The sequence below is a fragment of the Flavobacterium sp. AJR genome, from assembly GCF_002156885.1.
Classification (GTDB): domain Bacteria; phylum Bacteroidota; class Bacteroidia; order Flavobacteriales; family Flavobacteriaceae; genus Flavobacterium.
Genome location: NZ_NCWQ01000011.1, coordinates 24,424 through 50,769, shown reverse-complemented (window position 1 = coordinate 50,769; position 26,346 = coordinate 24,424). Strand labels below are relative to the sequence as shown.

Annotated in this window: 22 protein-coding genes and 2 pseudogenes; 11 read left to right on the top strand and 13 right to left on the bottom strand. The window is 32.2% G+C overall.

Translation table 11 applies throughout. The features are described 5' to 3' along the window. Window position 1: 1 nt before the first annotated feature. From B8T70_RS04475 to B8T70_RS04440, 8 genes are all read right to left on the bottom strand, one after another. Window positions 2-3,154, bottom strand: a complete 3,153-nt coding sequence (locus B8T70_RS04475; protein ID WP_086894067.1) for an efflux RND transporter permease subunit — start codon at window positions 3,152-3,154, stop codon at window positions 2-4. A 31-nt stretch (window positions 3,155-3,185) separates the two neighbouring features. Continuing rightward, window positions 3,186-4,319 carry an efflux RND transporter periplasmic adaptor subunit gene (locus B8T70_RS04470; RefSeq protein ID WP_039115351.1) on the bottom strand — a complete coding sequence of 378 codons (1,134 nt, stop codon included), beginning with the start codon at window positions 4,317-4,319 and terminating at the stop codon, window positions 3,186-3,188. A gap of 407 nt (window positions 4,320-4,726) precedes the next feature. After that, window positions 4,727-5,482 (bottom strand): LytTR family DNA-binding domain-containing protein, encoded by a 756-nt coding sequence (locus tag B8T70_RS04465; protein ID WP_086894066.1) that lies wholly within the window; start codon window positions 5,480-5,482, stop codon window positions 4,727-4,729. A 4-nt stretch (window positions 5,483-5,486) separates the two neighbouring features. Next, window positions 5,487-6,581 carry a sensor histidine kinase gene (locus tag B8T70_RS04460; RefSeq protein ID WP_086894065.1) on the bottom strand — a complete coding sequence of 365 codons (1,095 nt, stop codon included), beginning with the start codon at window positions 6,579-6,581 and terminating at the stop codon, window positions 5,487-5,489. Between the two features lie 61 nt (window positions 6,582-6,642). Then, window positions 6,643-7,689 carry a beta-ketoacyl-ACP synthase III gene (locus B8T70_RS04455; RefSeq protein WP_086894064.1) on the bottom strand — a complete coding sequence of 349 codons (1,047 nt, stop codon included), beginning with the start codon at window positions 7,687-7,689 and terminating at the stop codon, window positions 6,643-6,645. Window positions 7,690-7,743: 54 nt separating this feature from the next. Further along, complete coding sequence (locus B8T70_RS04450) at window positions 7,744-8,577, bottom strand: universal stress protein (RefSeq protein ID WP_086894063.1); 834 nt, start codon at window positions 8,575-8,577, stop codon at window positions 7,744-7,746. A 306-nt stretch (window positions 8,578-8,883) separates the two neighbouring features. Beyond that, complete coding sequence (locus B8T70_RS04445; protein ID WP_165763187.1) at window positions 8,884-9,900, bottom strand: alpha/beta fold hydrolase; 1,017 nt, start codon at window positions 9,898-9,900, stop codon at window positions 8,884-8,886. Between the two features lie 28 nt (window positions 9,901-9,928). Further along, window positions 9,929-10,255, bottom strand: coding sequence for an SdpI family protein (locus B8T70_RS04440; RefSeq protein ID WP_039115344.1), 327 nt, complete (start codon window positions 10,253-10,255; stop codon window positions 9,929-9,931). A 378-nt stretch (window positions 10,256-10,633) separates the two neighbouring features. On the opposite strand from B8T70_RS04440, the gene B8T70_RS04435 reads away from it, so the two are divergent. Together B8T70_RS04435 and B8T70_RS04430 are read left to right on the top strand one after the other, a co-directional pair. Next, window positions 10,634-11,278 carry a carboxypeptidase-like regulatory domain-containing protein gene (locus B8T70_RS04435; protein WP_039115343.1) on the top strand — a complete coding sequence of 215 codons (645 nt, stop codon included), beginning with the start codon at window positions 10,634-10,636 and terminating at the stop codon, window positions 11,276-11,278. Between the two features lie 96 nt (window positions 11,279-11,374). Further along, on the top strand, window positions 11,375-12,046 hold the full coding sequence (locus B8T70_RS04430; RefSeq protein ID WP_039115341.1) for a carboxypeptidase-like regulatory domain-containing protein: 672 nt from the start codon (window positions 11,375-11,377) through the stop codon (window positions 12,044-12,046). 63 nt (window positions 12,047-12,109) lie between these two features. Here the strand turns inward: B8T70_RS04430 and B8T70_RS04425 are convergent, their stop codons facing one another. Together B8T70_RS04425 and B8T70_RS04420 are read right to left on the bottom strand one after the other, a co-directional pair. After that, window positions 12,110-12,682 (bottom strand): DUF6252 family protein, encoded by a 573-nt coding sequence (locus B8T70_RS04425; RefSeq protein WP_039115340.1) that lies wholly within the window; start codon window positions 12,680-12,682, stop codon window positions 12,110-12,112. 561 nt (window positions 12,683-13,243) lie between these two features. Continuing rightward, the gene (locus tag B8T70_RS04420) at window positions 13,244-14,332 is read right to left on the bottom strand and encodes a pentapeptide repeat-containing protein (protein WP_086894061.1); all 1,089 of its coding nucleotides are present in this window, start codon (window positions 14,330-14,332) and stop codon (window positions 13,244-13,246) included. A gap of 942 nt (window positions 14,333-15,274) precedes the next feature. On the opposite strand from B8T70_RS04420, the pseudogene B8T70_RS04415 reads away from it, so the two are divergent. From B8T70_RS04415 to B8T70_RS04375, 9 genes and pseudogenes are all read left to right on the top strand, one after another. After that, window positions 15,275-15,454 (top strand): annotated as a pseudogene (locus B8T70_RS04415) (efflux RND transporter permease subunit); the annotation flags it as partial. A gap of 119 nt (window positions 15,455-15,573) precedes the next feature. Then, entirely contained in the window at window positions 15,574-16,011 is a 438-nt protein-coding gene (locus B8T70_RS04410; RefSeq protein ID WP_039120395.1) for a hypothetical protein, read from the top strand. Window positions 16,012-16,228: 217 nt separating this feature from the next. Further along, a complete protein-coding gene (locus B8T70_RS04405; protein ID WP_039120396.1) occupies window positions 16,229-16,627 on the top strand; it encodes a hypothetical protein in 399 nt (132 codons plus the stop codon). 11 nt (window positions 16,628-16,638) lie between these two features. Next, on the top strand, window positions 16,639-17,328 hold the full coding sequence (locus B8T70_RS04400; RefSeq protein WP_086894060.1) for a VIT family protein: 690 nt from the start codon (window positions 16,639-16,641) through the stop codon (window positions 17,326-17,328). Window positions 17,329-17,416: 88 nt separating this feature from the next. Continuing rightward, entirely contained in the window at window positions 17,417-19,924 is a 2,508-nt protein-coding gene (locus B8T70_RS04395; RefSeq protein ID WP_086894059.1) for a cation-translocating P-type ATPase, read from the top strand. An 84-nt stretch (window positions 19,925-20,008) separates the two neighbouring features. Continuing rightward, window positions 20,009-20,443, top strand: coding sequence for a thioredoxin family protein (locus B8T70_RS04390; RefSeq protein ID WP_086894058.1), 435 nt, complete (start codon window positions 20,009-20,011; stop codon window positions 20,441-20,443). 40 nt (window positions 20,444-20,483) lie between these two features. After that, window positions 20,484-21,377, top strand: coding sequence for an FAD:protein FMN transferase (locus B8T70_RS04385; RefSeq protein WP_086894057.1), 894 nt, complete (start codon window positions 20,484-20,486; stop codon window positions 21,375-21,377). Then, entirely contained in the window at window positions 21,374-21,607 is a 234-nt protein-coding gene (locus B8T70_RS04380; RefSeq protein WP_039115327.1) for a DUF4266 domain-containing protein, read from the top strand. The genes B8T70_RS04385 and B8T70_RS04380 overlap by 4 nt, the downstream gene beginning before the upstream one ends. Window positions 21,608-21,625: 18 nt before the next feature. Then, complete coding sequence (locus tag B8T70_RS04375) at window positions 21,626-22,810, top strand: DUF3570 domain-containing protein (RefSeq protein ID WP_039115326.1); 1,185 nt, start codon at window positions 21,626-21,628, stop codon at window positions 22,808-22,810. 126 nt (window positions 22,811-22,936) lie between these two features. Here the strand turns inward: B8T70_RS04375 and B8T70_RS04370 are convergent. The 3 genes and pseudogenes from B8T70_RS04370 to B8T70_RS04360 form a co-directional block, all read right to left on the bottom strand. Then, window positions 22,937-23,839, bottom strand: a pseudogene (locus tag B8T70_RS04370) (NAD(P)H-binding protein); the annotation flags it as partial. Window positions 23,840-24,038: 199 nt separating this feature from the next. Continuing rightward, window positions 24,039-25,118 (bottom strand): glycosyltransferase family 4 protein, encoded by a 1,080-nt coding sequence (locus tag B8T70_RS04365; RefSeq protein WP_086894056.1) that lies wholly within the window; start codon window positions 25,116-25,118, stop codon window positions 24,039-24,041. Window positions 25,119-25,124: 6 nt separating this feature from the next. Then, window positions 25,125-26,333, bottom strand: coding sequence for a DUF1972 domain-containing protein (locus B8T70_RS04360; RefSeq protein ID WP_039120400.1), 1,209 nt, complete (start codon window positions 26,331-26,333; stop codon window positions 25,125-25,127). Window positions 26,334-26,346 lie beyond the last annotated feature (13 nt).

The window sequence follows — 26,346 nt, the reverse complement described above, 5'->3', positions numbered from 1 at the left end:
ATTATTCTTTTATATTTTTAATTACAATCTTCTTACCCGATACTTTTTCTTGTAAATATTGAAATAGTATAAAAAGTAACGGAATTACAAAAACTCCCAAAACAACGCCACTAAACATTCCTATAGCAGCACTTACACTTATAGATCTGTTTCCTACTGCTGTTCCTCCTGTGGCAAACATCAGAGGAATCATACCCGCAATAAAAGCTAGAGATGTCATGATAATAGGTCTTAATCTCGATCTGGCTCCCTCGATAGCCGCTTCTGTAATAGATAGACCTGCATAACGTCTTTGAAGCGCAAATTCTACAATAAGAATAGCATTTTTGGCCAAAAGCCCGACCAACATAATTAAACCAACCTGAACATAAATGTTGTTATCAAGCCCTACTGCTTTAACTCCCGCAAAAGCTCCTAATATACCTGTTGGGATAGAAAGCAATACTGCAAGAGGCAATAAATAACTTTCGTACTGTGCAGCTAATAAAAAGAAAACAAATAGAAGACATAACCCAAATATGGCAATAGTCTGATTCCCTCCCTCTTTTTCTTCAAGACTTAATCCTGTCCACTCATAACTATAATCAGATGGGAGTTTATCCAGAACTTTTTCCAGATTACCCATAACTTCTCCATTACTAAATCCTGGTAAGGCTACCGCAGTAATATTAACCGAGTTGTAAAGGTTGTAACGGTTTACAGATTCTGGTCCATAAACCTTATGAAGCTTTACAAGAGATTTTACTGGTACCATTTCCATTTTTGCATTTCTAACAAATATTTCGTTAAACGCATCTTGGTCTGTTCTAAAAATACCATCAGCCTTAACATTAACTCGGTAAAACTTTCCGAATCTTGTAAAATCCGCCGACTGATCTCCTGCAAAATAAGTCTGGATATTATTTAAAAGTTCACGTATGTTAACTCCCATTTGGCTAGCTTTCTCCTCATCTACTTCTAGTTCAAACTGCGGATAATCTGCTCTAAATGTAGTATAGGCGTATTGTACTCCTGGTTGTTGCATAATTTGCCCAATCACTTTATCAGTCATTGCTTTTAATGTAGCCGGATCACGTGCTGTTCTGTCCTGAAGTACAATCTCGGCACCACTTGTTACACCAAATCCTTCTACAGGAGGCATTCTGAGTACCATGATCGAACCTTCTTTTATACCCGATAATTTGCCTGTAACCATATTTAATACTTCATCAATATCCTTTACCGCTCCTCTGTCTTTTTTAGGCTTTAATTTTATAAACCCTAAACCATACGCAGGACTGGCACTATTACTAAGAATGTTAAAACCTGTAATACTGGTATTATTATCAATAGCTTCTACTGTCGAAAGCTCTTTTTCAATCTTCTCAACTACTGCAGTAGTACGATCTAATGCTGTTCCTGGAGGCATCGATAAACTGTAAAGCATAAAGCCATCATCTTCCATTGGCACAAAACTTTTAGGTGTAGACATCATCATTACGATAGCAATAGTACTTATCCCAACAACTAATCCTCCTGCAAGCCATTTTCTGCCTATAAGAAAACGAACTCCTTTAATGTATTTACCCGTTAAGTTGTTAAACCCTGTATTGAATCCTACGAAAAAACGTTCTTTAAATCCTGATTTATGATCATTCCCTTCATGTTTACCATTATGGTCGTTCTTTAACAAAAGTGCACATAATGCTGGTGTAAGCGTAAGTGCATTTACTGCCGAAATGATAATTGCAATAGCAAGTGTATAAGCAAACTGCGTGTAGAAAATCCCTGATGATCCTGTCATGAATCCAATCGGAATAAATACTGCCGACATTACCAGTGTTATCGATACAACAGCTCCTGTAATCTCTGTCATGGCGCTATGAGTAGCTTCTTTGGCGGAAAGCCCAGAATCTTCTTCCATCTTACTATGCACAGCCTCAACCACCACAATGGCATCATCGACCACAATACCAATCGCAAGAACTAAAGCAAAAAGTGTTAGAATATTTATGGTGAATCCAAATACGAGCAGGAAGAAAAACGTTCCTATAATTGCTACCGGAACTGCAATAGCTGGGATAATCGTCGAGCGAATGTCTTGCAGGAATATAAATACTACTATAAAAACCAGAATAAAAGCTTCTAGTAATGTCGATTTTACCTGTCCTGTTGCTTCGTCAAGTCTTTCTTTGGTACTCATTACGTTAACGTATTTAATACCTGGAGGAAAAGATTTAGATAAACGTTCTACTTCTTTATTAATCCCGATTTCAATGTCGTTTGCATTCGAACCCGATGTTTGTAATATCGCCATTGTAACGGCGTTTTTTCCGCTAGATTTATTGTCTCCACTATAAGAAATTGAACCAAATTCTACTCTCGCTACATCTCTAAGTCTTAAAATATTATTCCCATCTGTTTTAACTACAATATTTTCATATTGCTCTGGCTTATTTTTCTTTCCTTTATATCTGATAACATACTCTAAAGCCGACTTTGATTCTTCTCCTAATTTTCCCGGAGCCGACTCTAAACTTTGATCTGCAATTGCCTGACTTATATCTGAAGGTACTAAGCCCGCATTTGCCATTTTGCGTGGATCAAGCCAAACTCGCATAGAGTAATCTTTTTGTCCAAAAATCTGAACCTGACCTACTCCCGGAACTCGCTTTATTTGCGGAACCAAGTTAATGTTGGCATAATTTTGCAAAAACAATTCATCGTATTTGTTATTATCATCTGTATAAAGATTAAAAATAACAATCATACTATTTTGCTGCTTTGAGGTCGTAAGCCCCATTCTGATAACTTCTTGCGGCAATTTTGGTGTTGCTTGCTGTACTCTGTTTTGCACATTTACCGCAGCCTGATCAGGATCGACACCTTGTTTAAAAATTACACTGATAGAAAAAGATCCATCATTACTCGCAGTAGATTTTATATACTGCATATTCTCAACCCCGTTTATTTGTTCCTCTAGTGGTGTCACTACAGAACGAATAACGGTTTCACTATTTCCTCCGGGATAAGTACCACTTACCATTACTGTTGGTGGTGCAATATCTGGAAACCTTGTTACCGATAATCTTGTAAGACTTATGACACCTAATATCACCAATACAATGGAGATAACTGTAGCCAGTACAGGCCTGTCTATTATTTTTTTTAACATGGAAAATGTTATTTTATATTAAAACCGAAATTTATTTATTGCTTAGCGCTTTTGCAGCTACTTTTGGAACTACTTCCATATTATCATAAAGTGCATCGATAGTATTTAATGCAATCTTGTCCCCTGATTTTACACCAGATTTTACAAAATAATTTGCACCTGCACTACCAGTAATTTCAATAGGAACCATCGCTACTTTGTTGCCTTGTCTTAAAACATAAACAAAAAATTTATCCTGAATATCTTTTACACTTGCCATTGGAACACTAATTACCGAAGACAAACTACTATTTAATACAACTCTTGCTGAACCTCCTGATCGTAATTGTTTTTTTGGATTTGGAAAAATTGCTTTTAATGCAATAGTTCCTGTAGTACGATCAATATTACCGCTGGCAACTTCTAGTTTTCCCTGATGTTCATACAAACTATCGTCTGCCAAGATCAAACTTACAGATTGGTTTAATTGTGAATCTTTTGAAAAAGACAAATAATCAGATTCGCTCAAAGAGAAATACACAAATACAGTATTAATCTCAGAAAGAATAGTTAATGGAACAGCATCTGTTGGAGTAACCAGATTACCTACACGATTAGGAATACGGCTAATATAACCGCTTACCGGTGCTTTAATCAAAGAGAAATCAGCATTAAGTTGTGAAGATCCCAAAGCCGATTTTGCCTGAGCTGCTTGCGCTACTGCTGCTTCATAATTGGCCTGTGCAGTTTTTAATTGCATATCCGAATATACTTTAGCATCCACAAGAGGTTTAATCTTTTCAATCTCTAATTTGGCGTTTGCAAGATTTGCCAAAGCACTCTTATATGCAGCACGAGTATTATTAACTTGCTCTACAAAAACATCTGCTTTAATTTTAAAAAGTGATTGTCCTTTGCTTACATACTCTCCCTCTTTTACATAAATTGCTTCAAGATATCCTGAAACCTGAGGTTTTATATCTACATTAACTGAACCTTCGATAATTCCCGGGTATTTTTTTTCAACTTCACCTGTCATAGATTTAGCCTGAAAAAAATCTACTTCTGGTTTTGGAGCTTCTAAAGCTTCTGCCCCACCTTTTCCACACGAAGAAAAGCTAATGATAATCAATAAAACTACCATTTTGCTGAGTGTTTTATTATTTTGGAAAAACTGTTTTGTCATTTTATTTCGTTTTGAATGAATACATCGAATTTGACGACAAAATAACAACCCAAACCCCTCTTAAATTATTAGAAGATTACCCAACCGTAATTTTTCAATACTGAAACGAATACGTAGGTTACCAAAGGAAAAAAGAACCAAGCCCAAGGTTTCAACCATGCAGTACAGATTGCGATAATGCATTGCGTTCCAACGGTTGAAAGCGTGGGCAATGTTTATGCTATTTGTCTTTACAATCCGTTTTCGAACTATTAGTTTGATTTACAATGAAAAAATAAAATTGAATTTGTTTTTTGGATTTGTAATGCAGACAGACTAAATAATCATTGAATAAATGATAAATAGTTCCCGAAATAAAAAAGAGTAGTATCTATAAAACTAGTAAGTTATACCTAATTTTAAGTGTATTAGCGATCCATCCATTGCTTAAAAAAAGGAGCTTTTTCTCGGCTAATGATTACCTCACGCTCCGAATCTCCGTAAAGTAGTATTTTAAGCTTGGCATTAAAGTAATTCGAAATAGATTTTATACTTTCTACCCGTATAAAAAATTGCCTGTTGGCTCTGAAAAAAATATCTGGATCGAGTTCTTCCTCAAGCTCTTCCATTGTTTGCGGAATCGCTATAATAGTACCGTTTTTAAGAAAAAGATGCGACGTTTTAAATTCCGAATATATAAAGTCAATATCGGTAACAACCACGCTTTTATATCCATCACGATAAGTGACTAAAAAACGTAATCTAAAGGAAGGTTTATGAACAAATTTCTTTAAAATCCCTGCAATATCTTCGGTGTTATGATTCGTTTTTGCTAAAGTCTTAAATTTAGTCAAAGCATCTTGAAGTTCATTCTTTTCTATCGGTTTCATTAAGTAATCAATACTATTTACCTTAAAAGCTCTCACCGCATATTCATCATAAGCAGTGGTAAATATAATAGGACAAGTAATTTTTACCTCTTCGAAAATAGAAAAGCTAATACCATCTGCCAAACGAATATCCATAGTAATTAAATCAGGCATAACATTAGTATTTAGCCATGTTACTGTACCTTGAACCGTATCTATAATATCCAGAATTTTGCAATCTGGCTCCAATTCTTCTAATAATCTTTTAAGACGATTGGCATTGATACTTTCATCTTCTACAATTAAAATTTTCATATTATTATATTAAAGGTAAACGAACACAATAGAACCCGTTAGACTCAGAAAAAACAGGCATTCGATCAGATAATATTTTATATCTAAATTCAATATTTTTATTCCCAACACCTGTAGAAACAAAGCTTTTACCAGATGTAGGCTGCAAATTATTCCTTACAACAACATCTCCAACATCCGAATAAATAGAAATTATAAGCGGATTAGACAACGTAGCTACGTTATGTTTTACAGCATTTTCTACCAGTAATTGCAGTGTTAAAGGTGGTAAATGAAAATCTAGACAAGTCATATTTACTTGTATTTTCAATTCAACCTTATCACCAAGGCGTTTTTTTAAAAGATAAAAATAAGCATTTAAAAATTCAATTTCTTCTCTTACCGTAATAGTGTCTTTATTAAGGTTAGAAATCATATAGCGATAAACCTTTGTGATATTCTCTAAAAATGAAGCTGCCGATAGTGGATCTTCGTGAATTAATTCGGTAAGAGTACTAAAATTATTAAACGTAAAATGGGGATCAAGCTGTAGTTTTAAAGACTCTAACTCTGAGCGGGTTACAGCTTCTTGCAGCTGAGAAGCCTTAATTTTGAGCTCCGCAGCCTCATCCAAAGTGACGCGCCATCGATTAAGCAAAAATATACTAGTATGAATAAAACTTATGAAAAGTGACAATATAGCTGCCATCAAATTTGACTGCCATATAATCAGAAGTTCACTTTCTTTTAACGGAGTCCAGGGATAAAAAAATTGCCATAAAAAAGAAAACAAATAATTTAAAAGAATGTTACCTATAATGAGAAACAAAAATTGCACAAAAGCCCTAAAAATAGGCTTTTGTTCCCAACTAATCCAGTGATTTAGAGTACGCCCTACAAAAAGACTTAATTCAGTAAGGATTGCACAATACGCTAAAATCAAGAATATATCAAGAGTCCAATCTAAATCCCATAAAGAATCTTGTCCATAACTTCTGTAAGGATTTAAAACAAAATAAGAAGACAAGTACACTAAAAAAACAACTGGTATTACAATAATCCTATAATATTTATAGAAAAAGTTCTTACCATTAGTTTTATTTTGTGTTTTTGAATTCATAAGCTAATAAGTAAGAACAGTTGTTGTGTTAGGAAAATTATTAAAGTAATTGAAATCTCTATTAATGTGTTAAAGCATATTCTGATTTTTTATCGTTTTTTGAAGACTTTACAGTTTTCTGTTTTCGCATAACTCCCCATTTTATACAAGTCGCTCCCCACGAAAAACCAGCTCCAAAGGTGGTAATTAATATGTTCTGCCCTTCCTTAAAATCAGCAGCAAAATCCCAAAGACATAACGGTATGGTTGCAGATGTTGTATTACCATATTTATCTATATTCACCTTAACCTTTTCTGTACCAATATTTAAACTTTCGCTTACAGCGTTAATAATTCTTAGATTAGCCTGATGTGGTACAACCCAATCAATATCTTCTACACTTAAATTATTACTAGCAAGAACATCTTGAGAAACACTACTCATCGATTCCACAGCTCTTTTAAACACAAAAGCCCCTTCTTGCTTAATATAATGATCTCGGTTTACAATACTTCCCATAGTAGCAGGAAGTTTAGAACCACCTCCAGGAACTAATAAGGCAGATGTTCCGCTACCGTCTGTACGCAAGATGCTTTTCATCATTCCGTATTCTAAATCTGTTTTTTCCAGAAGAACTGCCCCTGCCCCATCTCCAAAAAGAATACAGGTATTGCGATCTTCGTAATCTACAATTGAGCTCATTTTATCTGCCCCAACCACAATGATTTTTTCATATCTACCACTTTCAATCATGGCAGTACCCACTTCTAGCGCGTACAAAAAGCCACTACAAGCAGCGTTAAGATCAAGACCAAAAGCATTAGTAAGTCCACTTATTTCGCATACTTTACTTGCTGTAGGAGTCAAAAGATGGTCTGGAGTTGCTGTAGCTACTAATAATCCATCTATTTCCTTTGGGTCAACATCATAGTTTTGCAATAAATTTTCAATTGCAGCACAAGCAAGGTCTGACGTTGCTTGGTCTTTGCTAGTAGCTAATCTACGCTCTTTTATTCCAGTTCTTTTTTCAATCCATTCCACAGTTGTGTCAACCGTTTTAGATATCATCTCATTACTTAGTATAGAACTCGGTACAAAGCCACCTATAGCCGTAATTGTTGCATTCATTTTTAATCGATTATGTTGTTATTTCTTAGTTTTTTATATGAAATAAAAATATCATCAGAAATTAGGAAAAGATAATAGGGGGATATCTAAACCTGCTGCCATGATTCTGGTTTTACTTTTATGAACTAAAGAATCCCAAAAACCATACCTTTGTGGTACCATTACCAAAATATCTGCATTATAATTCTTGATTTCTTTTTGGATCTCATTAATTACTGCATTAGACTTCACAGTCTTATAAATATATTTAACTTCTTTAAACTCTTCTTCAAGCGATGAATTTAATAGCTGTACCCCTTGCTCTAGCTTAAGATTATCTATTTTTTCGTCTACGCTAAAGAACTCTAATTCAGCTCCCAGATTACCTACAATCTCTTTTAACCAACTAAATCTTTTTATTGAAGAGAAACTTAAAGTATCACAAGCATAAAGAATTTTTTGTATGTTTTGGAAACTAGCATTTTTAGGAACTGCCAATACTGGTATATTTAAGTTCTTTATTACCGATGTTGTCGAATTTCCTAATAATTCCTGCTCAAAAGACCGTTCTGCCATTCCCATGACAACTAGTTCAGCATTAGTATCTTCAATTATTGATGTAAGCTGATCTTCTAAAAAAGAATATTTGCAAAAACAACTTACTTCGATAGCATAAAGATCTGAAATTTCTTTTCCAAAAGTCTCTAGCTTTTCGGTAGCTTTCTCAATTTGCTTTTGCATAGCTTCCGCAGTAATATGGGCATTAGAGCTATGTAACCCCAAAGAGAAGGAATTAAACAAAACAAGCTTGGCACTTGTGGCTTTTGCAAGTCCCGCTGCATAAGCAACAGCGTTATTTGCTATATCGGAAAAATTTGTAGCTGCAATAATAGTAAGTGGTGAAGTCATAATATATCAATTAAATAATTATAGAAGTAAAGTTCCTTAATTATTTGTTTAGATTCTTTCTAAAACTACCGAAGAATCATTTTTTGGACCTCAACCGTATTTTTTAGTTCCCGAAAATAGATTTCTCTCATAAATACGGTAAAATACGAATGTAAAAATGCTGTCATCACAATATTATTTGCCTTTATAATTTAATTTTAAGCTATAAAATTATTTACACTATTACTTTGCTTTTTATTTTCTCTAAAGGATAAAAGACCAAATATTCAACTTAAAATCACCTATTTTATTTTAAGAAAAAAATGACTAAATCTTTTTAATCCAAGTAATAATCTCTACTAACGCCAAATTATCTATTTCATATAAATGAAAATTCATTGCTTTTATTTCACCATAAGTCAAATAGTGATTGAGGTTATTAAAAAGTTTTATTTCAATATTATCATTGTCAAAGCTTTTTAAAATATTGATATTCGATACTGGATCTACAAATTTATCGTTGCTTCCAATTATATAAAGTGTAGGTGTTTTAAGAGCTCTGTACGTGTCTTCGTAGTTCTTTCTTAATAAATCTAAATAGGTAGGAAAAGAAATATACCATTCGAATTGTTTTTTCTTAAAGCCTTTTTCTTTTAAAGAAATTTTAATTTTCTCTCTTAATAAATCGTTAGCATCATTTTTATTTTCTTCTACCATCTTATGGATCAAGTCCATAACCTCGAGTTTAGTTTCTAAATCTGTATATTGAAGATTCCTCTCTTGTAAATTTACTCCAGTTTTTACTTGGTATTTTAAGAAAGCTCCATGCTTTTCTACTGGTGTGGCCCATTGGACTAAAAAATCAACATTTGTTCCTTTTTCAATTGCTCCAATACTTGCTAAACCACCTTCACTATGTGCAATTACACCAATTTTTTTATCTTTTAAGAATGGTAAACTTTTGATATGTTCAATTGCATAAATAACATCATTTATCTTGTCAGATATACAATAAGAAACCATGTTATATTTACCCTCAGATTTCCCAACACCTCTTTCGTCATATCTAAAAACGGCAATATCATTCTTCAATAACTCTTCTACCAAAATATAATGACTATTCCTGGAATCTTTACCTGAACCTGGTATAATAATTACTACTTTATCAAATTCTGTTTTAGGACAAATTAAAGTTCCATAAAGTTTTATTTTTTCTTCGGTTTGTTCGATTTCAATCTCAGTAGAGTCATATTTTCCGATTTCACTGATCTCTTTCTCATATGTAAAAACTTCTTGTGAATATCCCGATATACAAAAAAGCACTACCAATGATAGTGCTTTCATTTTTTTAAAAAATAAAATAGATGTCATCCTATTTACTTATTTTTTCATATTCAGATAATTTTCTTTCAGTAATAAGAAAAACCAATCCCAATTCAGCTAATAAAATTACAGCAAAAACAATTTTATTTACTCCATCTACAAATAAAGACGCAACACAAAACCCTATAATATTACCAACTGAGATTACAAAAATTGCAATAGAGGCAAAATGATTTGAAAAATTCCAATTCTCGATATTCTTCATCGATTTTTTAGTTCGATAACCATAAAAGCGATTAATTCTTTTTGGTGGAAAAAGCATTAATACCATTGAAACAACAAATAAAAGTATTGAAACTAAAAATTCTGAATACATAATTATGGTTTTTAAAGTTAGAAAAAGGAAAGACTATTTATGTCTGATTTGCTACAAATAAAAAGAATAAAAAATAATGGAAACCAATGTTTTAGCTAAAAGAATGCACTAAAAACAACATCGGATAAAATAGTATAACCCTAAGATAACCTGAGTCAAGTTCTTATTAATCTTGACAAGATAATTTGACATTAACCTCTATAAAATTTTAATCATTTAAAAAAATATTCAGATCCTTAATCAATTAATCCCTATTTTTAAACTCGTAAAAGCAATCTGGAACAAAAAGAAGTGTATATGTCATATTTATTGCATCTTTAAACAGCTAATGTGCCTACATAACATTATGGGTTTGATGAAAATTTAATTTGAATTAAAATGAAAAATAATATCAAAATATCAATTCCAAAACCTTGTCACGAAAACTGGCTAGAAATGACACCAACCGAAAAAGGCAGATTTTGTAGCAATTGCCAGAAAAATGTAATTGATTTTACAAAAGCATCAGATAGAGAAATTCTTATAGCATATACCAAGAATAATAGCTTATGTGGACGTTTTAATAGTACACAACTTAATAGAAAAATGATAATTCCTAAAGAAAAAAAATCAATCTGGATGATTGCTGCAGCATCAGCAATTGCATTTTTAGGATTAGGAAATCAAATAATAAGAGCACAAGAAAAGGCAAAAACAGAACAAACAGACCGCAAACAACTTAAAAACAATATAAAGGTTAAGTCTAAAAAAGACCTCATAACCTATACAGGAACTTTATATGATTCTCAAAATAACCCAATAACAGATGCTAATGTTAAAGTAAAACGAACCAAAATTGAAACCAAAACTAATTTTGACGGAGAGTTTACAATAAAGGCAAAAAAAGGAGCAGTTTTAATATTTCAACATGAAGATTTTTTAACCACCGAATTTAAACTTGAAAATGATATTAAAATTAAACCAATAATGAAAAATTATTATTTTATAGGAGAAGTCGTTACAGCAAAAACAGAAGATGATTAAATACATTTATAAAACTCACAAAAGCTAGGCACACACAAAAAATGTACTCCATAATATTATTTGTCTGATGAAAATTTAATTCAAATTAAAATTAAAATGAAAAATAATATCAAAATATCAATTCCAAAACCTTGTCACGAAAACTGGCTAGAAATGACACCAACCGAAAAAGGTAGATTTTGTAGCAACTGCCAGAAAAATGTGATTGATTTTACAAAAGCATCAGATAGAGAAATTCTTATAGCATATACCAAGAATAATAGCTTATGTGGACGTTTTAATAACACACAGCTTAACCGCAATATTATGGTTCCAAAAGAAAAAAATTCTTTCTGGATGATAGCTGCCGCGTCTGTAATTACTTTCTTAGGATTAGGAAATCAAAGTGTAAAAGCACAAGAAGCTATAAAAACAGAACAAACCGATATAAAACTCCCCAACGACACGATTTCTGCCGATGATAAAGACGAGATTACATATACAGGAACCGTTTATGACGAAGAAAAACTACCAATGCCTGGAGCAACTATAAAGATAAAAGGAAGAAGTATGCATACTGCTTTTGATGGTAAATTCTCTATAAAGGCAAAAAAAGGAGATATATTACAAGTATCTTATCTTACTTATGATAATGTAGAATTAAAACTTACCCATAACCCAAAAATTAAAATAAATTTAAAGAAAACTACTGCCTCTAAAGATGAAATGATAATTACGGTTGGAGCAATAATCATAAGAAATCCAGAAGACGAATACATTGAATTTTAAAAAGTATAAAGCATAAAAAAAACGAGCCAGAAATGACTCGGTTTTTTTATGCTTTTAGAATAATTAATCTATCGTAATTACCTTATAAGATAAATTTGTAAAAACACCTTTGCTAACTTCTACCGTTTCTGGAGTTACAATTTGATTTTGCAACGAACCAGCTTTTATAGCAGTAAAACTAAATGTTCCCGAAATAGTTTTCTTTTCTTTATCAATAGAGGTAACTGTTATTTTCCCTATTTTAGGAGCATGCTCAGTATAAGTACTATTCCCTATTAAATACGTATTTATAAATAATGCATCGCTTGTTTCGCTTTCTTCATCAAAAGAATAAGTACGCACAGGCATCCCATTATCAGTCGTTAATTCGCTAGAAAATGTCAAAGACAATAATTGTGATGCATCCTGAGCACTTATATCAAAACGTTGCTCTTTTGTACTTGTTGCACGAATTAATGTTACGCTATTAACCTTACCTGTCCAGGCAGCACCATTAATACTTGCAGTAATTGAGCTAGCCTGATTGTTTGCATTATTAGCATTGTTTGCGTCATTAGTATCATCGCCACTATCGCTACTACATCCTGCAAAGAATAATGATAAAATCACTAATCCTGTTCCTAAAATTTTTTTCATATTTATTTGTTAGTTTTCGGCAAATTAAATCTAATTTTTCCTAATAAAAAAACATTAATGAAACAATTAAAAAAATAGTTCTAGAATAGTTTTTTCGCATAAAAAAAGCCGAACTATTACTAGTTCGGCTTTAATCTATAATCTAAAAGAAATTATTTTACTTCTTCTGAATTGGAAAGCAATAGCCTTTATTAGTTATGGATTAAAAGATTTAGAACTCCTAAAAGATAAATCATATAGTTAGATCCCATAATCCCTTTTGTCGACACCTTTGGTGAAATTTCCAAAATTATCAATAACAAATGAGGCTTTATCACCCACACTTAAATAGTAAATCTTACCAAACCATTAAATGTCCTCTGATACAGATAGGAGGCAAATGTTGGTAAACTAGTTAAACAAAAAAACAATCAAAAAGATTCAGGAAAAATACGCTCTAAAAAAAATGCTAAATCGAAAGATTTAGCATTTTTTTTTCCTTTTATTAAGATGCTACAGGTTTTCTTCACCAAACTCATATTGATAGTTAATTCTCATTAAGCTATTTTGTAAAAATCTTCTTTAGGGTGTTAATAATTTGATACCCGTCAAATCCGCGCTTCCACTTTTCAGAAACTCATAGGTCATTTGATCTGCTTGACAGTCTACAAACTTAACCCGTTTCAAATTATTATTTTTAAAGAAAGTGTTCGTAAGTACAGCATTCTGGAATGTTACTCTTTTAAAGGTACAGTTTTCAAAATAACAGTCTTCTAATCTACCCTCAAAAACTATATCTTCAATCTCCATTGCTGTAAAAGAAGTGTGATTCCAAATAACATTTACAATTGTATTCTTCCCAAAAGCTCCAGATTTAAAGGCCAGTCCAGAAAAATTGGCATCAGAAAAATCACACCTCATGACACTACTTCTTGAAAACTCCGTTTCTTTAAGGCAACAGTCTTTAAAAATAGTATTGGCTAAGCTAGAGCCCTGAATGTGACTGCTGCTAATATCCGAACCTGAAAAGTCACAAGTATCAACGTGATTATTTTTTAGAAAATTCACTCTGGTAAGATTTGCTCCAGAGAAATTACATCCCATAATATAACTAGTAGAAAATTCTGCCTCTTTCAGACTGCATCCCTTAAATAAATTTTTGTGTAAATTGGATTTCTGAATCTGGCTATTGCTGATGTCAGAATCTGAGAAATCACAGCCATCAACATTATTATTCTTTAGAAGAAGACCAGACAAATCTGAACCAATGAAAAAGCAACGCTGCATGTTGGAGGAACTGAATTTTTCATGCAGGTTTTTCAATCCGGAAAAGTCAGCTTCTATCCAGTTACCATCTGACAAATCCCACTTAATCTTTTTCTCCTCTTTAATAGATGAGGATTGCAATTCATCAGATTGTTTAACAATAGACGCATCGATTACTGTTTCAGTCGTTTCAGATTGGGAATGCTCTGAAAAATAATTAAGATCGACACCCAGAATTTCTGCCAGACGGCTAAAAGTAGTGATATCTGGCATTGATTCACCACGCTCCCACTTTCCTACCGCCTGAGAACTTATGAATAGCCGCTGAGAAAGCTGAGCTTGAGAAATATTTATTCTTTTTCGAGCCTCGGCAATTTTATTGCCAATCATTTTAGTATTTAGCATAAGTACTATTTTTTATTAATTCGACATTGCAAAGATATTCGGATGCTTTTTCGGCATCAAAAAAAAACAAACACTTATAGTTGTTTTTAACTACTATTCTCTCGATTTCTTATTTGTTTTTTTTCAACATGTGCGCAACCTCAATTCTAATAAGAGTTCTCTTTGCAGATTCAAACTTTTTAAAACCTAAGTCTTTTTATATCCTCAACTATAAAGTGAATAGAAAATCAAATGTATGCCAAGCTCTATATAGATAACACTACTACCCTTTAACTTTTAAATAAATCACCCATTGTATCGATTTCTTTAGTTTATTGATTTACAATTAAATAAATAAACTAAATTTATATACGCTACGAAAACTAGACTCTTGATGAGACAAAACTATTGAACCTCTTTTAACTATTTACAACACTTATAAACAATTGGTTACTAAAAAAAACATCCGACTATTACGTATATTTGTACTGTGAAAAAATATTTATCCATATTATTTTTATCTGTTTACCTACTCTCAATTACTCAATTAGGTGAATTAATAAAGCTACCTCTCTTGGTAGAACATTATATGGAACACAAACAGCAAAATAGTAATTTGACTATTTTGAACTTTTTACATATTCATTACCAGGCGCAACATGTATTTGATGCTGATTATGATAAGGATATGAAATTACCTTTTAAATCACATACTAATATATCCTCAGTTGTCTTTTATCCACTAATACAAGAATATAAAACAATACAAAAAGTCAATTTTAAGTATAAAAAAGAAATTTTATATACATATTCTTTTTCCTATTCTTCTATTTCACTTTCGTCTATCTGGCAGCCACCCAGAAACTGTTAATCGTTTTTTATTGGCTTAAAAACTTTCACATCTAATGGCGTGTGTCTTTGCTATTCCTTATTTTTTATAACGACGATTAATAAAACAAACTTATGCTTACTAAAATAATTGAGTTTTCCGTGAGGAATAAACTCATCGTAGGGCTTATTATAATTGCCCTGATTGGCTATGGCTCATACGAAGCCACTAACCTACCCATTGATGCTGTTCCAGATATAACCAATAATCAGGTGCAAATTATTACAATAGCTCTTTCATTTAGAGCCAAAGAAAATGGCTATTTGGAGATTCTAAACCCTGAAAAACTTAAAAACAAAAAATTGATTACCAATGGAGCTTATACCCTATTGATGAAAAATAAATAAAAATTAATAACTTAAAACAAAACATTATGAACGGAGCGCATTATCATTTAGTATTGAATCACTTGCCGATTATTATACCAATCGTAGGCTTATTGGTTCTCATTGGTGGATTTACTGTAAAATCAGAAATTGTAAAAAGAACCGCTTATTGTATTTTTATTCTGGGAGCTATAACAACATTTGCTGCTATAACTACAGGCGAGGGAGCTGAGGATGTAGTAAAACAAATTGACGGAATTTCTAAAAGTTTAATTCACGAACATGAAGAAAAAGCGGAAGTTTTTGCCCTATTATCTTATATATTAGGTATAACCTCAATACTAGCTTTATGGAGCAATTGGAAAAAGAAATCATATGCAAATTACATTGGGTATGCTATAATTGCATACTGTCTTGTAGTTTTATACTTTGCCCAACAAACAGGTACTACTGGCGGTGAAATTAGACACTCTGAAATTAGGTAGCAACAACATCAATGTGTTTGCAGAAATCAGTTATAATCCACAGCGGCTTCATAAATCCCCGCTGTGATTATTGCTGACAAAATAAATTTAATCACTTTATAACCAACTATTTAAACACAAAAACAAAACTATAAAATTTAGAATCATTCTATCCTCCCTAAACCATTATATTATACTTGGTTAATGTAATTTTATATAAAAAATAGTATATTATATCATGAGTCTTATCCTAGATGAAGCAAAGCTTCATAGCCTTTTAAAAGTAGTAGATTTAAACATACACAAACTTAATGACCAAAAAATAGTAGCTTTTCTTGAATTTTTAGGGTTAAAAGACCGTGAGGATATTCCTAAGAATTATCTAGATTGGGAAACAATACTCATTGTAGTGCCTAATCGTCATGTTTCTCAGCAAATAAAACAATATAAATTCTTAATATCCCGAATAGCATTTACAACTAATCCTAATGCTCAACAAATTTATATTTATGATTTTAATGAATGGAAAAACGCTACCCGAAATAAAACAGCATTACAAATAAGACAGTTATTGAAGACTAATTTTGGAGGTTTTGAAAAAACCACTAAAGATCCAGACTGGATTAAACAAAAATAAAAACTAGAACTATGCATGTTGAAAATCATCATATTAACAGAAGTGGCTGGCTAAGGGCAGCTGTACTTGGTGCCAATGATGGTATTTTATCCACAACCAGCTTGGCAATTGGTGTTGCGGCGGCGAGTACAACCAGAGAGCCTATTTTCCTTGCTGCAATTGCAGGTTTAGTTGCTGGTGCTCTTTCTATGGCTGCTGGCGAATATGTTTCAGTCAGTTCCCAATCTGATGTAGAAGCAGCTGATTTAAAAAAAGAAAAAACAGCCCTTGAAACCCAGCCTGAAGAAGAACTGGAAGAATTAACGGATATTTATATTCAAAGAGGATTAGATAAAGAATTAGCCAGACAGGTTGCTATCGAATTGACAGCTCATGATGCTCTTGAAACCCATGCGCGCGATGAACTAGGAATAAATGAAATCACACAGGCTAATCCATTAATTGCTGCTTTCGCATCGGCAGTATCCTTTATTATTGGAGGTTTGTTACCTCTTCTGGTTGCCATTTTTGCGCCGATAAAAGAAATGGTATTTTATCAATATGGTTTTTCAATACTCTTTTTAGCTTTCTCAGGCGTATTAGCTGCTAAAGCGGGTGGATCACATACTTTAAAAGCCGTTGCACGAATTTGCATTTGGGGAACCATTGCAATGGGGATGTCTGCTTTAGTAGGGTATCTGTTTGGAGTTCAAACTACTTAAAAATTAAATGATACGTATATCTAACTTCAAAATATAATGTACTAACGAAGCAAATAATAAATAAACCATCCCTAAAAGCAATTCAAATATGCCTGTAAATAATTTTAATATAAATGGATTAACAGATAAAGAAGTAATTCTTTCCAGGGAAAAGTATGGCCTAAATAAGCTAGATTACAAAAAAGAGAATACTTTGTTAAGTACAATTAAACGGATTGCAAAAGAACCAATGATAATTTTACTTCTAATTGCAGCACTTATTTATTTTATAAGCGGTAAAACAAATGATGGCTTTTTTCTGGTAGCAGCAATCATTTTTCAAGTATCGATATCATTATTTCAATACTCAAGAAGCAAAAACGCATTAGAAAAGCTTAAAGATTTTGCACAACCAAAGTGTAAAGTGATTCGTAATGGAAAAGAAGAAGAAATAAAAAGTGAAGAAATAGTTGTAGGAGATAGTTTGATTGTTGAAGAAGGTACTTCAGTTGCAGCAGATGGCATTATAGTACATTCAAATGATTTTTCTGTAAATGAATCTATCCTCACTGGAGAATCATTATCTGTATTTAAGGATAAGACAAAAGAAGATAACCATATTTATTTAGGAACTACTGTAGCTACAGGCTTGGCAATCGCAACAGTAACTACCATAGGGAATCAAACAAAATTAGGTAAAATAGGCACTAGCTTAGAGCATATTAAAGAAGAGAAAACCCCTTTGGAAATACAAATAAGTGACTTTGTAAAAAAAATGGTTATAGTCGGGACAATTGTTTTTGCTATAGTTTGGATAATAAATTACTTGTATTCACAAAATATAATAAATAGCCTGCTACAATCATTAACTCTGGCTATGAGTATATTACCTGAAGAAATCCCTGTAGCTTTTACAACTTTTATGGCTTTAGGAGCTTGGAGATTAATGAAAATGGGGGTTGTTGTAAAACAAATGAAAACTGTTGAAACATTAGGTAGCGCAACAATAATTTGTGTCGATAAAACAGGTACGATTACGGAGAATAAAATGACGCTTGCTAAATTATTTTTAATGTCAAGCCAAAAAATAATAACCTTAGAAAATATTGATACAGAAGAAGAAAAAGAATTACTAACTGCTGCTATGTGGGCAAGTGAACCAATTCCTTTTGACCCAATGGAAATTGCATTGCATAAGGCATATAAAGAGACCTGCCAGAAAGACGATCGTTCAAATTATAAACTCATTCATGAATACCCACTTGGTGGTAAACCTCCTATGATGACTCATATATTTGAAGCCATTGATGGTAAACGCATTATAGCTGCTAAAGGAGCACCCGAGGCCATTTTGAAAGTGGCTATGCTCTCAGAGATTGAAAAAAAACAAACTCATGACGCTATAAATACCTTATCTGCAGATGGATATAGAGTCCTTGGAGTAGCTTTATCAACTTTTACAGGAAATACTTTTCCTCTTAATCAGCAAGATTTTCCATTTAAGTTTTTAGGAATTGTAGCCTTTTATGACCCTCCAAAGAAAAACATCCAAAAAGTATTGGAAAATTTTTATAACGCAGGAATCTCGGTAAAGATAATAACAGGTGATAATACTCCAACCACACAAGCAATCGCAAAACAAATAGGGTTTAAAGATTGTGATAAAAGTATTTCTGGAGATGAATTGATGAAAATGAATGATAATGAATTACAAACCAATGTAATGAAAATAAACATTTTTACGAGAATGTTTCCAGAAGCTAAACTAAAAATAATAAATGCTTTAAAACAAAATAACCAAATTGTAGCTATGACCGGAGATGGGGTAAATGATGGTCCTGCACTAAAAGCCGCACATATTGGTATAGCGATGGGTAAAAAAGGTACAGAAATTGCAAAGCAGGCCGCGTCACTAATTTTACTAGAAGATGATCTTTCAAAAATGGTAGAAGCTGTGGCTGTAGGCCGAAAAATATATGCCAATTTAAAAAAAGCAATTCAATACATAATTTCAATACATATACCTATAATATTAATAGTCTTTATCCCCCTGGCTTTAGGGTGGGTCTATCCAAATATTTTTTCGCCAATACATATCATTTTTCTTGAATTGATAATGGGCCCTACATGTTCCATAATTTATGAAAATGAACCCATGGAAAAAAATACAATGTCTCAAAAACCCAAACCTTTTACAACAACTTTTTTTAATTGGAAAGAATTATCTACAAGCTTTTTGCAAGGAATAATTATTACAATCGGAACACTATCTATTTATCAATATTGTACTTTTAATAATTATAATGAAGCATTAACCAGAACTATGGTTTTTACTGTTCTAATAGTTGCTAATATATTCCTTACTTTAATTAACCGCTCGTTTTATTATTCAATCTTGACAACAATTAGATATAAAAATCCAATGGTACCACTTATTATTTTAATTACAATCATTCTTTTAGGGTTAATCCTTTATATAAAACCGTTAACCTTATTCTTTGAATTTGATTTTTTAAATACCAATCAATTAGTAATAGCAATTGCTACAGGATTTGTGTCAGTGGCTTGGTACGAAATTGTAAAACTATATAAAAGAAGCAAACAAGATATTGCCTAAATTTAATCTAATCTTAAGCGAATCTAAAAAATAAACAAAGTCCCAATTCGTTATTTCCTAAATACCTAAAAACAAAACTGCAAAATGAAACTAATTACAATGTTCCTTTTATTGACAGTACTTCCTATAAATTGGGAATCCGACTTTAATAATGCAAAAAAAATTGCAAAGGAAAAGCACGAATTAATCTTATTGAACTTCTCAGGTTCAGACTGGTGCGGGCCTTGTATTGTAACGCGTAGAGACTATTTGGAAAATCAGTCATTCGCAGACATGGCAAATGAAAATTTAGTATTAGTTAATGCTGATTTTCCCCGCAAGAAGAAAAACATTGGAACTCCAGAGCAAGTAAAACGAAACGAGGATTTAGCCGAAATATACAACAAAGAAGGAAGTTTCCCTTTAACACTTCTTCTGGATGCAGATGGCAAAGTAATTAAAACCTGGCATGGAAAACCAGAAATGACTCCCGAAGAGTGGACAGCCGAAATAAAAGCGATCTGTGATAGTAAAAAATAACATCCTGAAAAATCAAAAATATTCACAATCCCTAAAACTCATGGGAAACAACTTTACTATTACTGTTGTTGCAGAAAATGAGAAGATTGGAAACGAGAATATTAATCTGGCGATTGATGAAATCAAACGGATTGAAAAACTTTTGACTACTTATAAAAATGATAGTCAAACTAATCTGATTAATGATAATGCAGGAATTCAACCTGTAAAAGTAGATCTGGAAGTTTTTAACCTAATTGAAAGAAGCCTTGGTATTTCGAGAATTACACAAGGAGCATTTGATATTTCTTATGGAAGTATCGACAAAAGTCTTTGGAATTTTGATAAATCAATGACTAAACTGCCAGATGCTGACACGGCATTAAAAATGGTGCATCTTATAGATTACAGAAATATTATCCTAGACCAAAAAAATACAACTGTCTTTTTAAAGAAAAAAGGAATGCGAATTGGTTTTGGTGGAATCGGAAAAGGCTATGCAGCTGAAATGGCCAAGCAAGTGCTTTTAAAACATAATATTCAAAGCGGAATCATTAATGCAAGCGGAGATCTCTCGGCATGGGGATTACAACCTAATGGCAAAAAATGGACCATTGGAGTTGCCAATCCCGACTCTCCTACTGCGGCATTTTCGTATATGGAGATTTCTAATAAAGCAATAGCAACTTCTGGTAACTATGAAAAGTTCGTAACCATTAACGGTAAAAAATATTCGCATACCATAGACCCAAAAACAGGATTACCAGTAACTGGAATAAAAAGTGTCACTATTATTACTGCAAATGCCGAGTTTGCAGATGCAATGGCAACTCCAATTGCTGTTATGGGGATTAAAGCAGGTTTATTTTTAATAGATCAAATCCCTGATTTATATTGTATTATCATCGACGACAACAATAAAATTTACACTTCAAAAAACATCAACCTGAAATGAAAAAGCCAAAACAAAAAGCGCTCGTACTATTATGTAGCATTGCTTTTACAGGCATTCTACTCACCTCTTGTACTTCGGTAAAAGAATACCAAAAAGGAAAAATAAACGATTCTGAAATGGTACTTTCTAATAGAAAAATCGAAAAGACAGAACTCAGTTTTCAATCCTACCGTGAAGGAGCTTCCGGAGCAAATGCTGGAAAAAGCGGCGGTGGCTGCGGTTGTAACTAATTTTCATACTATCAACAAATGAAAAGAATTTTTATTACAGGATTTGCCTTATTGGGACTATTTCAATTAAGAGCACAAAACATTCCTACAGATTCTACCAGTTATAAAAGCAAGAAACTAAAAGTTGAAGAAGTAAATTTAGTTTCTAGTTATTATAACCAAAACGGAGATAACTCAGCTGTTACCGGAGGAATTGGCGATCAACATCTTACAGATATTGCCAATACCATCGATGTTAAACTGGTAAAATACGGAGAAACAGGAATCAAACATACTTTTGATATCGAAGCAGGTATTGATCATTATACTTCTGCCTCTTCAGATATGATTGATTTAAGCGCTAATTCATCGGCCTCATCATCAGACAACCGCTTTTATCCTTCTTTATCTTATCTTAGAGAAAATGAAGCAAAAGGAAGAACTATTGGTATTGGAGTTTCGTCTTCAACTGAATTTGATTATCAATCTTTTGGAGGAAATATAAGTTTCTCTCAAAAAACCAAAGATAGAAATGGAGAATTTACAGCCAAATTCCAAACTTTTATTGATCAATTAAAACTAATTGCGCCAATCGAACTTCGTGTTCCCGGTAGTGAGGGTTATGATACTGCGAATCGAAACACTTTTGCAGGAACTTTAAGTTACGCTCAGATTATAAACCAAAGATTGCAAGTAATGCTAGTAGGCGATGTAATTAGCCAAAATGGGTATTTAAGTCTGCCGTTTCATCGAGTGTATTTCACTGATGGTTCTGTACATCAGGAAAAAATGCCAGATACCAGATTAAAGATTCCTTTGGGAATTAGAGCTAGTTATTTTTTAGGAGACAACATTATTATAAGAGCTTATTATAGATACTATTCAGACGATTGGAGTTTAAAAGCACATACGGCCGATATTGAAGTTCCTGTAAAATTAACTCAAGCATTTTCATTAAGTCCATTTTACAGATATTATACCCAAACAGGAACGAAGTATTTTAAACCTTATGGCGAACATACAGCTGCAGATGAATACTACACCAGCAACTATGATTTATCAAAGTTCGATAGTAGTTTCTTTGGGATGGGGATGAAATACACGCCTCCTAATGGAATTTTCGGTCTTAAACATTGGAATACATTGGAGATTAGGTATGGTCATTATACCAGAACTACTAACATGACATCTGATATTATTAGTATAAACATTAAGTATAAATAATTAAATAAAAACCAGGATCTGTAATTTAGATCCTGGTTTTGTTTTAAATTACATCCCTCTCTATTTATATTTTTTTCAATTGTAAAAACAGTACTTTTAAAATTCCTATCACCCCATAACAATTCATTCTTCATTAATTTTCATTAAAGCACTTTCTAATGCCTGCACGTAAGTAATTGGATACACTTCTAATAGTGCATTAATTCTATTATCATTGCAAACGACTTCCACTTTCATACTACTAACCAGAGCAGATGCCAATTTATAGGAGGTCGAAGTTACAAAATATAGCCAGTAAGATGATAATTTTGGAGTCATTACCGGAATGGTATAAATATATCTTGTGAGATTTTTTGCCTTTGCAAATTGCAATAACATCTCTTTATAAGTTAATATATCCGGGCCTCCGATATCAAAACTCTGATTATATGTTTTGGTATTTAATAATGATTTTTTCAAAAATTCTAAAACATCAGTGATAGCTATTGGCTGGCATTTGGTATTAAGCCATTTCGGAGTAATCATGACAGGTAACTTGCTTACCAAATCACGTATTATTTCAAATGAGGCGCTTCCTGATCCTACAATAATTCCCGCTCTTAAAGTCGTTGTGGGGATTGTTGCTGTTTTTAAAATATCCTCAACTGCTTTTCTTGAAGATAGATGTTTAGATAAAGACTTATCATTTACAATACCGCTTAAATATATTATCTGCCTCGCATTTGTCTTATTTATTTTATCTATAAAATAATTTGCCGAAATACTTTCTAATTCATTATAATTGGTCGCTGTACCAGACATAGAATGAATTAAATAGTATGCTGCATCGATATCATTAGGAATATTTATTAGGCTTTCGGGATTTAGAAAATCAACTTCAATAACTTTTATATTTTTTTCAAATTTATCAGGATAATAAAATTTATTTTTATCTCTTACACAACAAATAACTTCATGACCTTCCTTTATTAATAATGGCAAGATTCGCTTGCCTATATAACCTGTTGCGCCTGTTAAGAGAATTTTCATGATTATTTTTTTAACTAGTTAGAATTTAAATGTTACCAAACCATAGTGCATTTGAAAAACAGATATTAAACAGATCCTGCATTCTCAGTGATAAGATAATCTTTCATTTGGTATACTTATTCAACTTCTATTTTATATAATACCTTTATTAAAAAAGGATAATAGAATTAAGAAAAGTCTTTGCATATAAAACAACGTTTTATCTATTTTCCAGTTTTTTTAATTTAAGTCTCCACAGATGAAGTTTATTAATCATTAAAAGCACTCTGATTATAGTTGAAAATGCAATAATACTAATAGCTATTATAAAAGTAATTGACACAAAATATCGCAACATCAACGCAATAAAAAGTAAGAATACAAAAATAGCACTAACCACGAGTGTCGTCTTTTTATGATTAAGTCCTGTTCCTAGAAGTAAATGATGTAAATGTGATTTATCTGCACTAAAGGGGGAATTACCTCTTTTAATTCTTCCCATATAAACCCGCAAAGAATCTAAAACTGGAATCGAGAAAAACAGGATAAGTAGTATTATAGTGTAACTACAATTGTGGTCTTTATATATTTGTTGTTTTTGCAAAAGCTTTATTGCTTCTGTAATTAAAATGAAACCTATAAATAAGGAACCTGAATCTCCCATAAAGATCTTTTTCTTGCCTAAGTTAAATTTTAAGAAACCTAAAACGGCTCCGATAAATAACGCGCTTGAAAAAACCAAGTTATAATCCTTAAAATAAATAGCCACAAAAAATAAAATTGAAAATCCTAATAAAGATAGCCCTCCAATTAAACCATCAACTCCATCCATAAGATTAAAGGCATTGACAACACCTGTTATTGTCAAAATTGTAACTATATATTGTTGCCAAATTACAATTTCATAAACTCCAAACAACCCATATAATGATGTTATTCTTGTACCTGAAAATGCAATTATGAGAGCTAAAAGTACCTGAATAATTAATTTGTATTTTGCTTTTATATCTTTTTTATCATCAATAACTCCAACGATCAACAAAACCATTGCTGCCGCAAATATTGGGAAGTATTCTTTAAGAAAAATAACTCTGAAACTTGAAGTAAAAATAGTAACTAATACAGCTAAACCTATTGAAATTCCACCAACCAAAGGCACTGCGCTTAAATGAACTTTTCTATAATTAGGCTTATCAACAAGATTCACTTTTATTGCAATTTTCCTAATTATTGGAACAAAGACAAGAGTCAAAGTCAAGGATAATAATCCGTACGACAAAATTTCAAATATTGCTTTCATGATTGGTTAGTTTTCGTAAAATAAATTACTGTTATTTATGTGTAACAATTGAAGTTCCTGCAAAAAAGAAGCATCCAGATTTTGTAATTCAGAAGTAACCCCCACTTTACTTTTAATTGAAAGAGCTTCTTTTATTAACAATTCATATAGCTTAGAAATGTTTTTCCAAGTATATCTTCTTTCAGCAATTAATACCATTTCATTGGCTAGGCTTATTAATTTTAGGGGAGATAATGTACCCAATTCTTTAACTAAATCTTCTACAGATGAGAAATAGATTGCTTTACCTTCTGTAGTTGTAATATTATATGAAACTTCAAAAGCAAGAACAGGAAGCTTTAAATACATTGCCTCTACAAGTGAAGGGTTAGTGCCTCCTGCAGAATGTCCGTGAATATATAAAGTTGCGTTTCCTCTTATCAAATCGATTTCCCGCTGATTGTATATAGGGTCAAATAAATGAATATTGGTTACGTCTTTATACTCTTCTTTTAATTTTTGCCCATAATCACTATTGTTCCAGTTCCCAACAAAAACTAAAGCCATGTCTTTTTTAATTTTAAATGCTTCTAATACTAAGTGTACATTGTTCTCTGGTTCTATTCTGCAAACTTTTACAGCATAGCTTGTTTTTAGAAAAGGGTACTTTTCGAAATCATCTGTTATTGGAGAAACTTTCATTGTATGGTCAGCTCCATACTCAATAACACGGCTTAAGGTTTTATATCGTATGGCTGTATAATCTTGTATAGATTCATTGTCTGAAATGTCGATATGCGAATATTTAACAGCAATCATCTCTGACCACCATAAATATAGTTTTGCCATTAACGACCATTTGTCTCTTTTCCACTCGATGCCATCTATAGAGATTATCACTTTCTTATTGGTAAATACTCTAATAAAAGGAATAAGCCAGGCTCCTGCCACACCTAAAATCAATAAAACATCATTTTTCATTAAGGCATGAAGTATAGAAAGAGAATCATAAGGAATACTTTGAATTCCATTTGCTTCTAAAGGAATATAGTGCAATTTTGCTCCTTTATACCAAACTAGCTGTTCTTCTTTTGTATATTTCTTTTTAGAACAATAAACAGTAAAATCATACTTGTCTGATAAGTTAGTTACTAAATGATCTGCAAGGGTTTCAAATCCCCCATATTTTGCTGGTAAACCTACTGTGCCAATAATGGCGATTCTTTTATTTTTCATAGCTTATTGTATT

Excerpts from the sequence above, each read along its gene's own strand:
- B8T70_RS04475 (WP_086894067.1), bottom strand. The coding sequence starts at position 3,154 with ATGTTAAAAAAAATAATAGACAGGCCTGTACTGGCTACAGTTATCTCC.
- B8T70_RS04470 (WP_039115351.1), bottom strand. The coding sequence starts at position 4,319 with ATGACAAAACAGTTTTTCCAAAATAATAAAACACTCAGCAAAATGGTA.
- B8T70_RS04465 (WP_086894066.1), bottom strand. The coding sequence starts at position 5,482 with ATGAAAATTTTAATTGTAGAAGATGAAAGTATCAATGCCAATCGTCTT.
- B8T70_RS04460 (WP_086894065.1), bottom strand. The coding sequence starts at position 6,581 with ATGAATTCAAAAACACAAAATAAAACTAATGGTAAGAACTTTTTCTAT.
- B8T70_RS04455 (WP_086894064.1), bottom strand. The coding sequence starts at position 7,689 with ATGAATGCAACAATTACGGCTATAGGTGGCTTTGTACCGAGTTCTATA.
- B8T70_RS04450 (WP_086894063.1), bottom strand. The coding sequence starts at position 8,577 with ATGACTTCACCACTTACTATTATTGCAGCTACAAATTTTTCCGATATA.
- B8T70_RS04445 (WP_165763187.1), bottom strand. The coding sequence starts at position 9,900 with ATGAAAGCACTATCATTGGTAGTGCTTTTTTGTATATCGGGATATTCA.
- B8T70_RS04440 (WP_039115344.1), bottom strand. The coding sequence starts at position 10,255 with ATGTATTCAGAATTTTTAGTTTCAATACTTTTATTTGTTGTTTCAATG.
- B8T70_RS04435 (WP_039115343.1), top strand. The coding sequence starts at position 10,634 with ATGAAAAATAATATCAAAATATCAATTCCAAAACCTTGTCACGAAAAC.
- B8T70_RS04430 (WP_039115341.1), top strand. The coding sequence starts at position 11,375 with ATGAAAAATAATATCAAAATATCAATTCCAAAACCTTGTCACGAAAAC.
- B8T70_RS04425 (WP_039115340.1), bottom strand. The coding sequence starts at position 12,682 with ATGAAAAAAATTTTAGGAACAGGATTAGTGATTTTATCATTATTCTTT.
- B8T70_RS04420 (WP_086894061.1), bottom strand. The coding sequence starts at position 14,332 with ATGCTAAATACTAAAATGATTGGCAATAAAATTGCCGAGGCTCGAAAA.
- B8T70_RS04410 (WP_039120395.1), top strand. The coding sequence starts at position 15,574 with ATGAACGGAGCGCATTATCATTTAGTATTGAATCACTTGCCGATTATT.
- B8T70_RS04405 (WP_039120396.1), top strand. The coding sequence starts at position 16,229 with ATGAGTCTTATCCTAGATGAAGCAAAGCTTCATAGCCTTTTAAAAGTA.
- B8T70_RS04400 (WP_086894060.1), top strand. The coding sequence starts at position 16,639 with ATGCATGTTGAAAATCATCATATTAACAGAAGTGGCTGGCTAAGGGCA.
- B8T70_RS04395 (WP_086894059.1), top strand. The coding sequence starts at position 17,417 with ATGCCTGTAAATAATTTTAATATAAATGGATTAACAGATAAAGAAGTA.
- B8T70_RS04390 (WP_086894058.1), top strand. The coding sequence starts at position 20,009 with ATGAAACTAATTACAATGTTCCTTTTATTGACAGTACTTCCTATAAAT.
- B8T70_RS04385 (WP_086894057.1), top strand. The coding sequence starts at position 20,484 with ATGGGAAACAACTTTACTATTACTGTTGTTGCAGAAAATGAGAAGATT.
- B8T70_RS04380 (WP_039115327.1), top strand. The coding sequence starts at position 21,374 with ATGAAAAAGCCAAAACAAAAAGCGCTCGTACTATTATGTAGCATTGCT.
- B8T70_RS04375 (WP_039115326.1), top strand. The coding sequence starts at position 21,626 with ATGAAAAGAATTTTTATTACAGGATTTGCCTTATTGGGACTATTTCAA.
- B8T70_RS04365 (WP_086894056.1), bottom strand. The coding sequence starts at position 25,118 with ATGAAAGCAATATTTGAAATTTTGTCGTACGGATTATTATCCTTGACT.
- B8T70_RS04360 (WP_039120400.1), bottom strand. The coding sequence starts at position 26,333 with ATGAAAAATAAAAGAATCGCCATTATTGGCACAGTAGGTTTACCAGCA.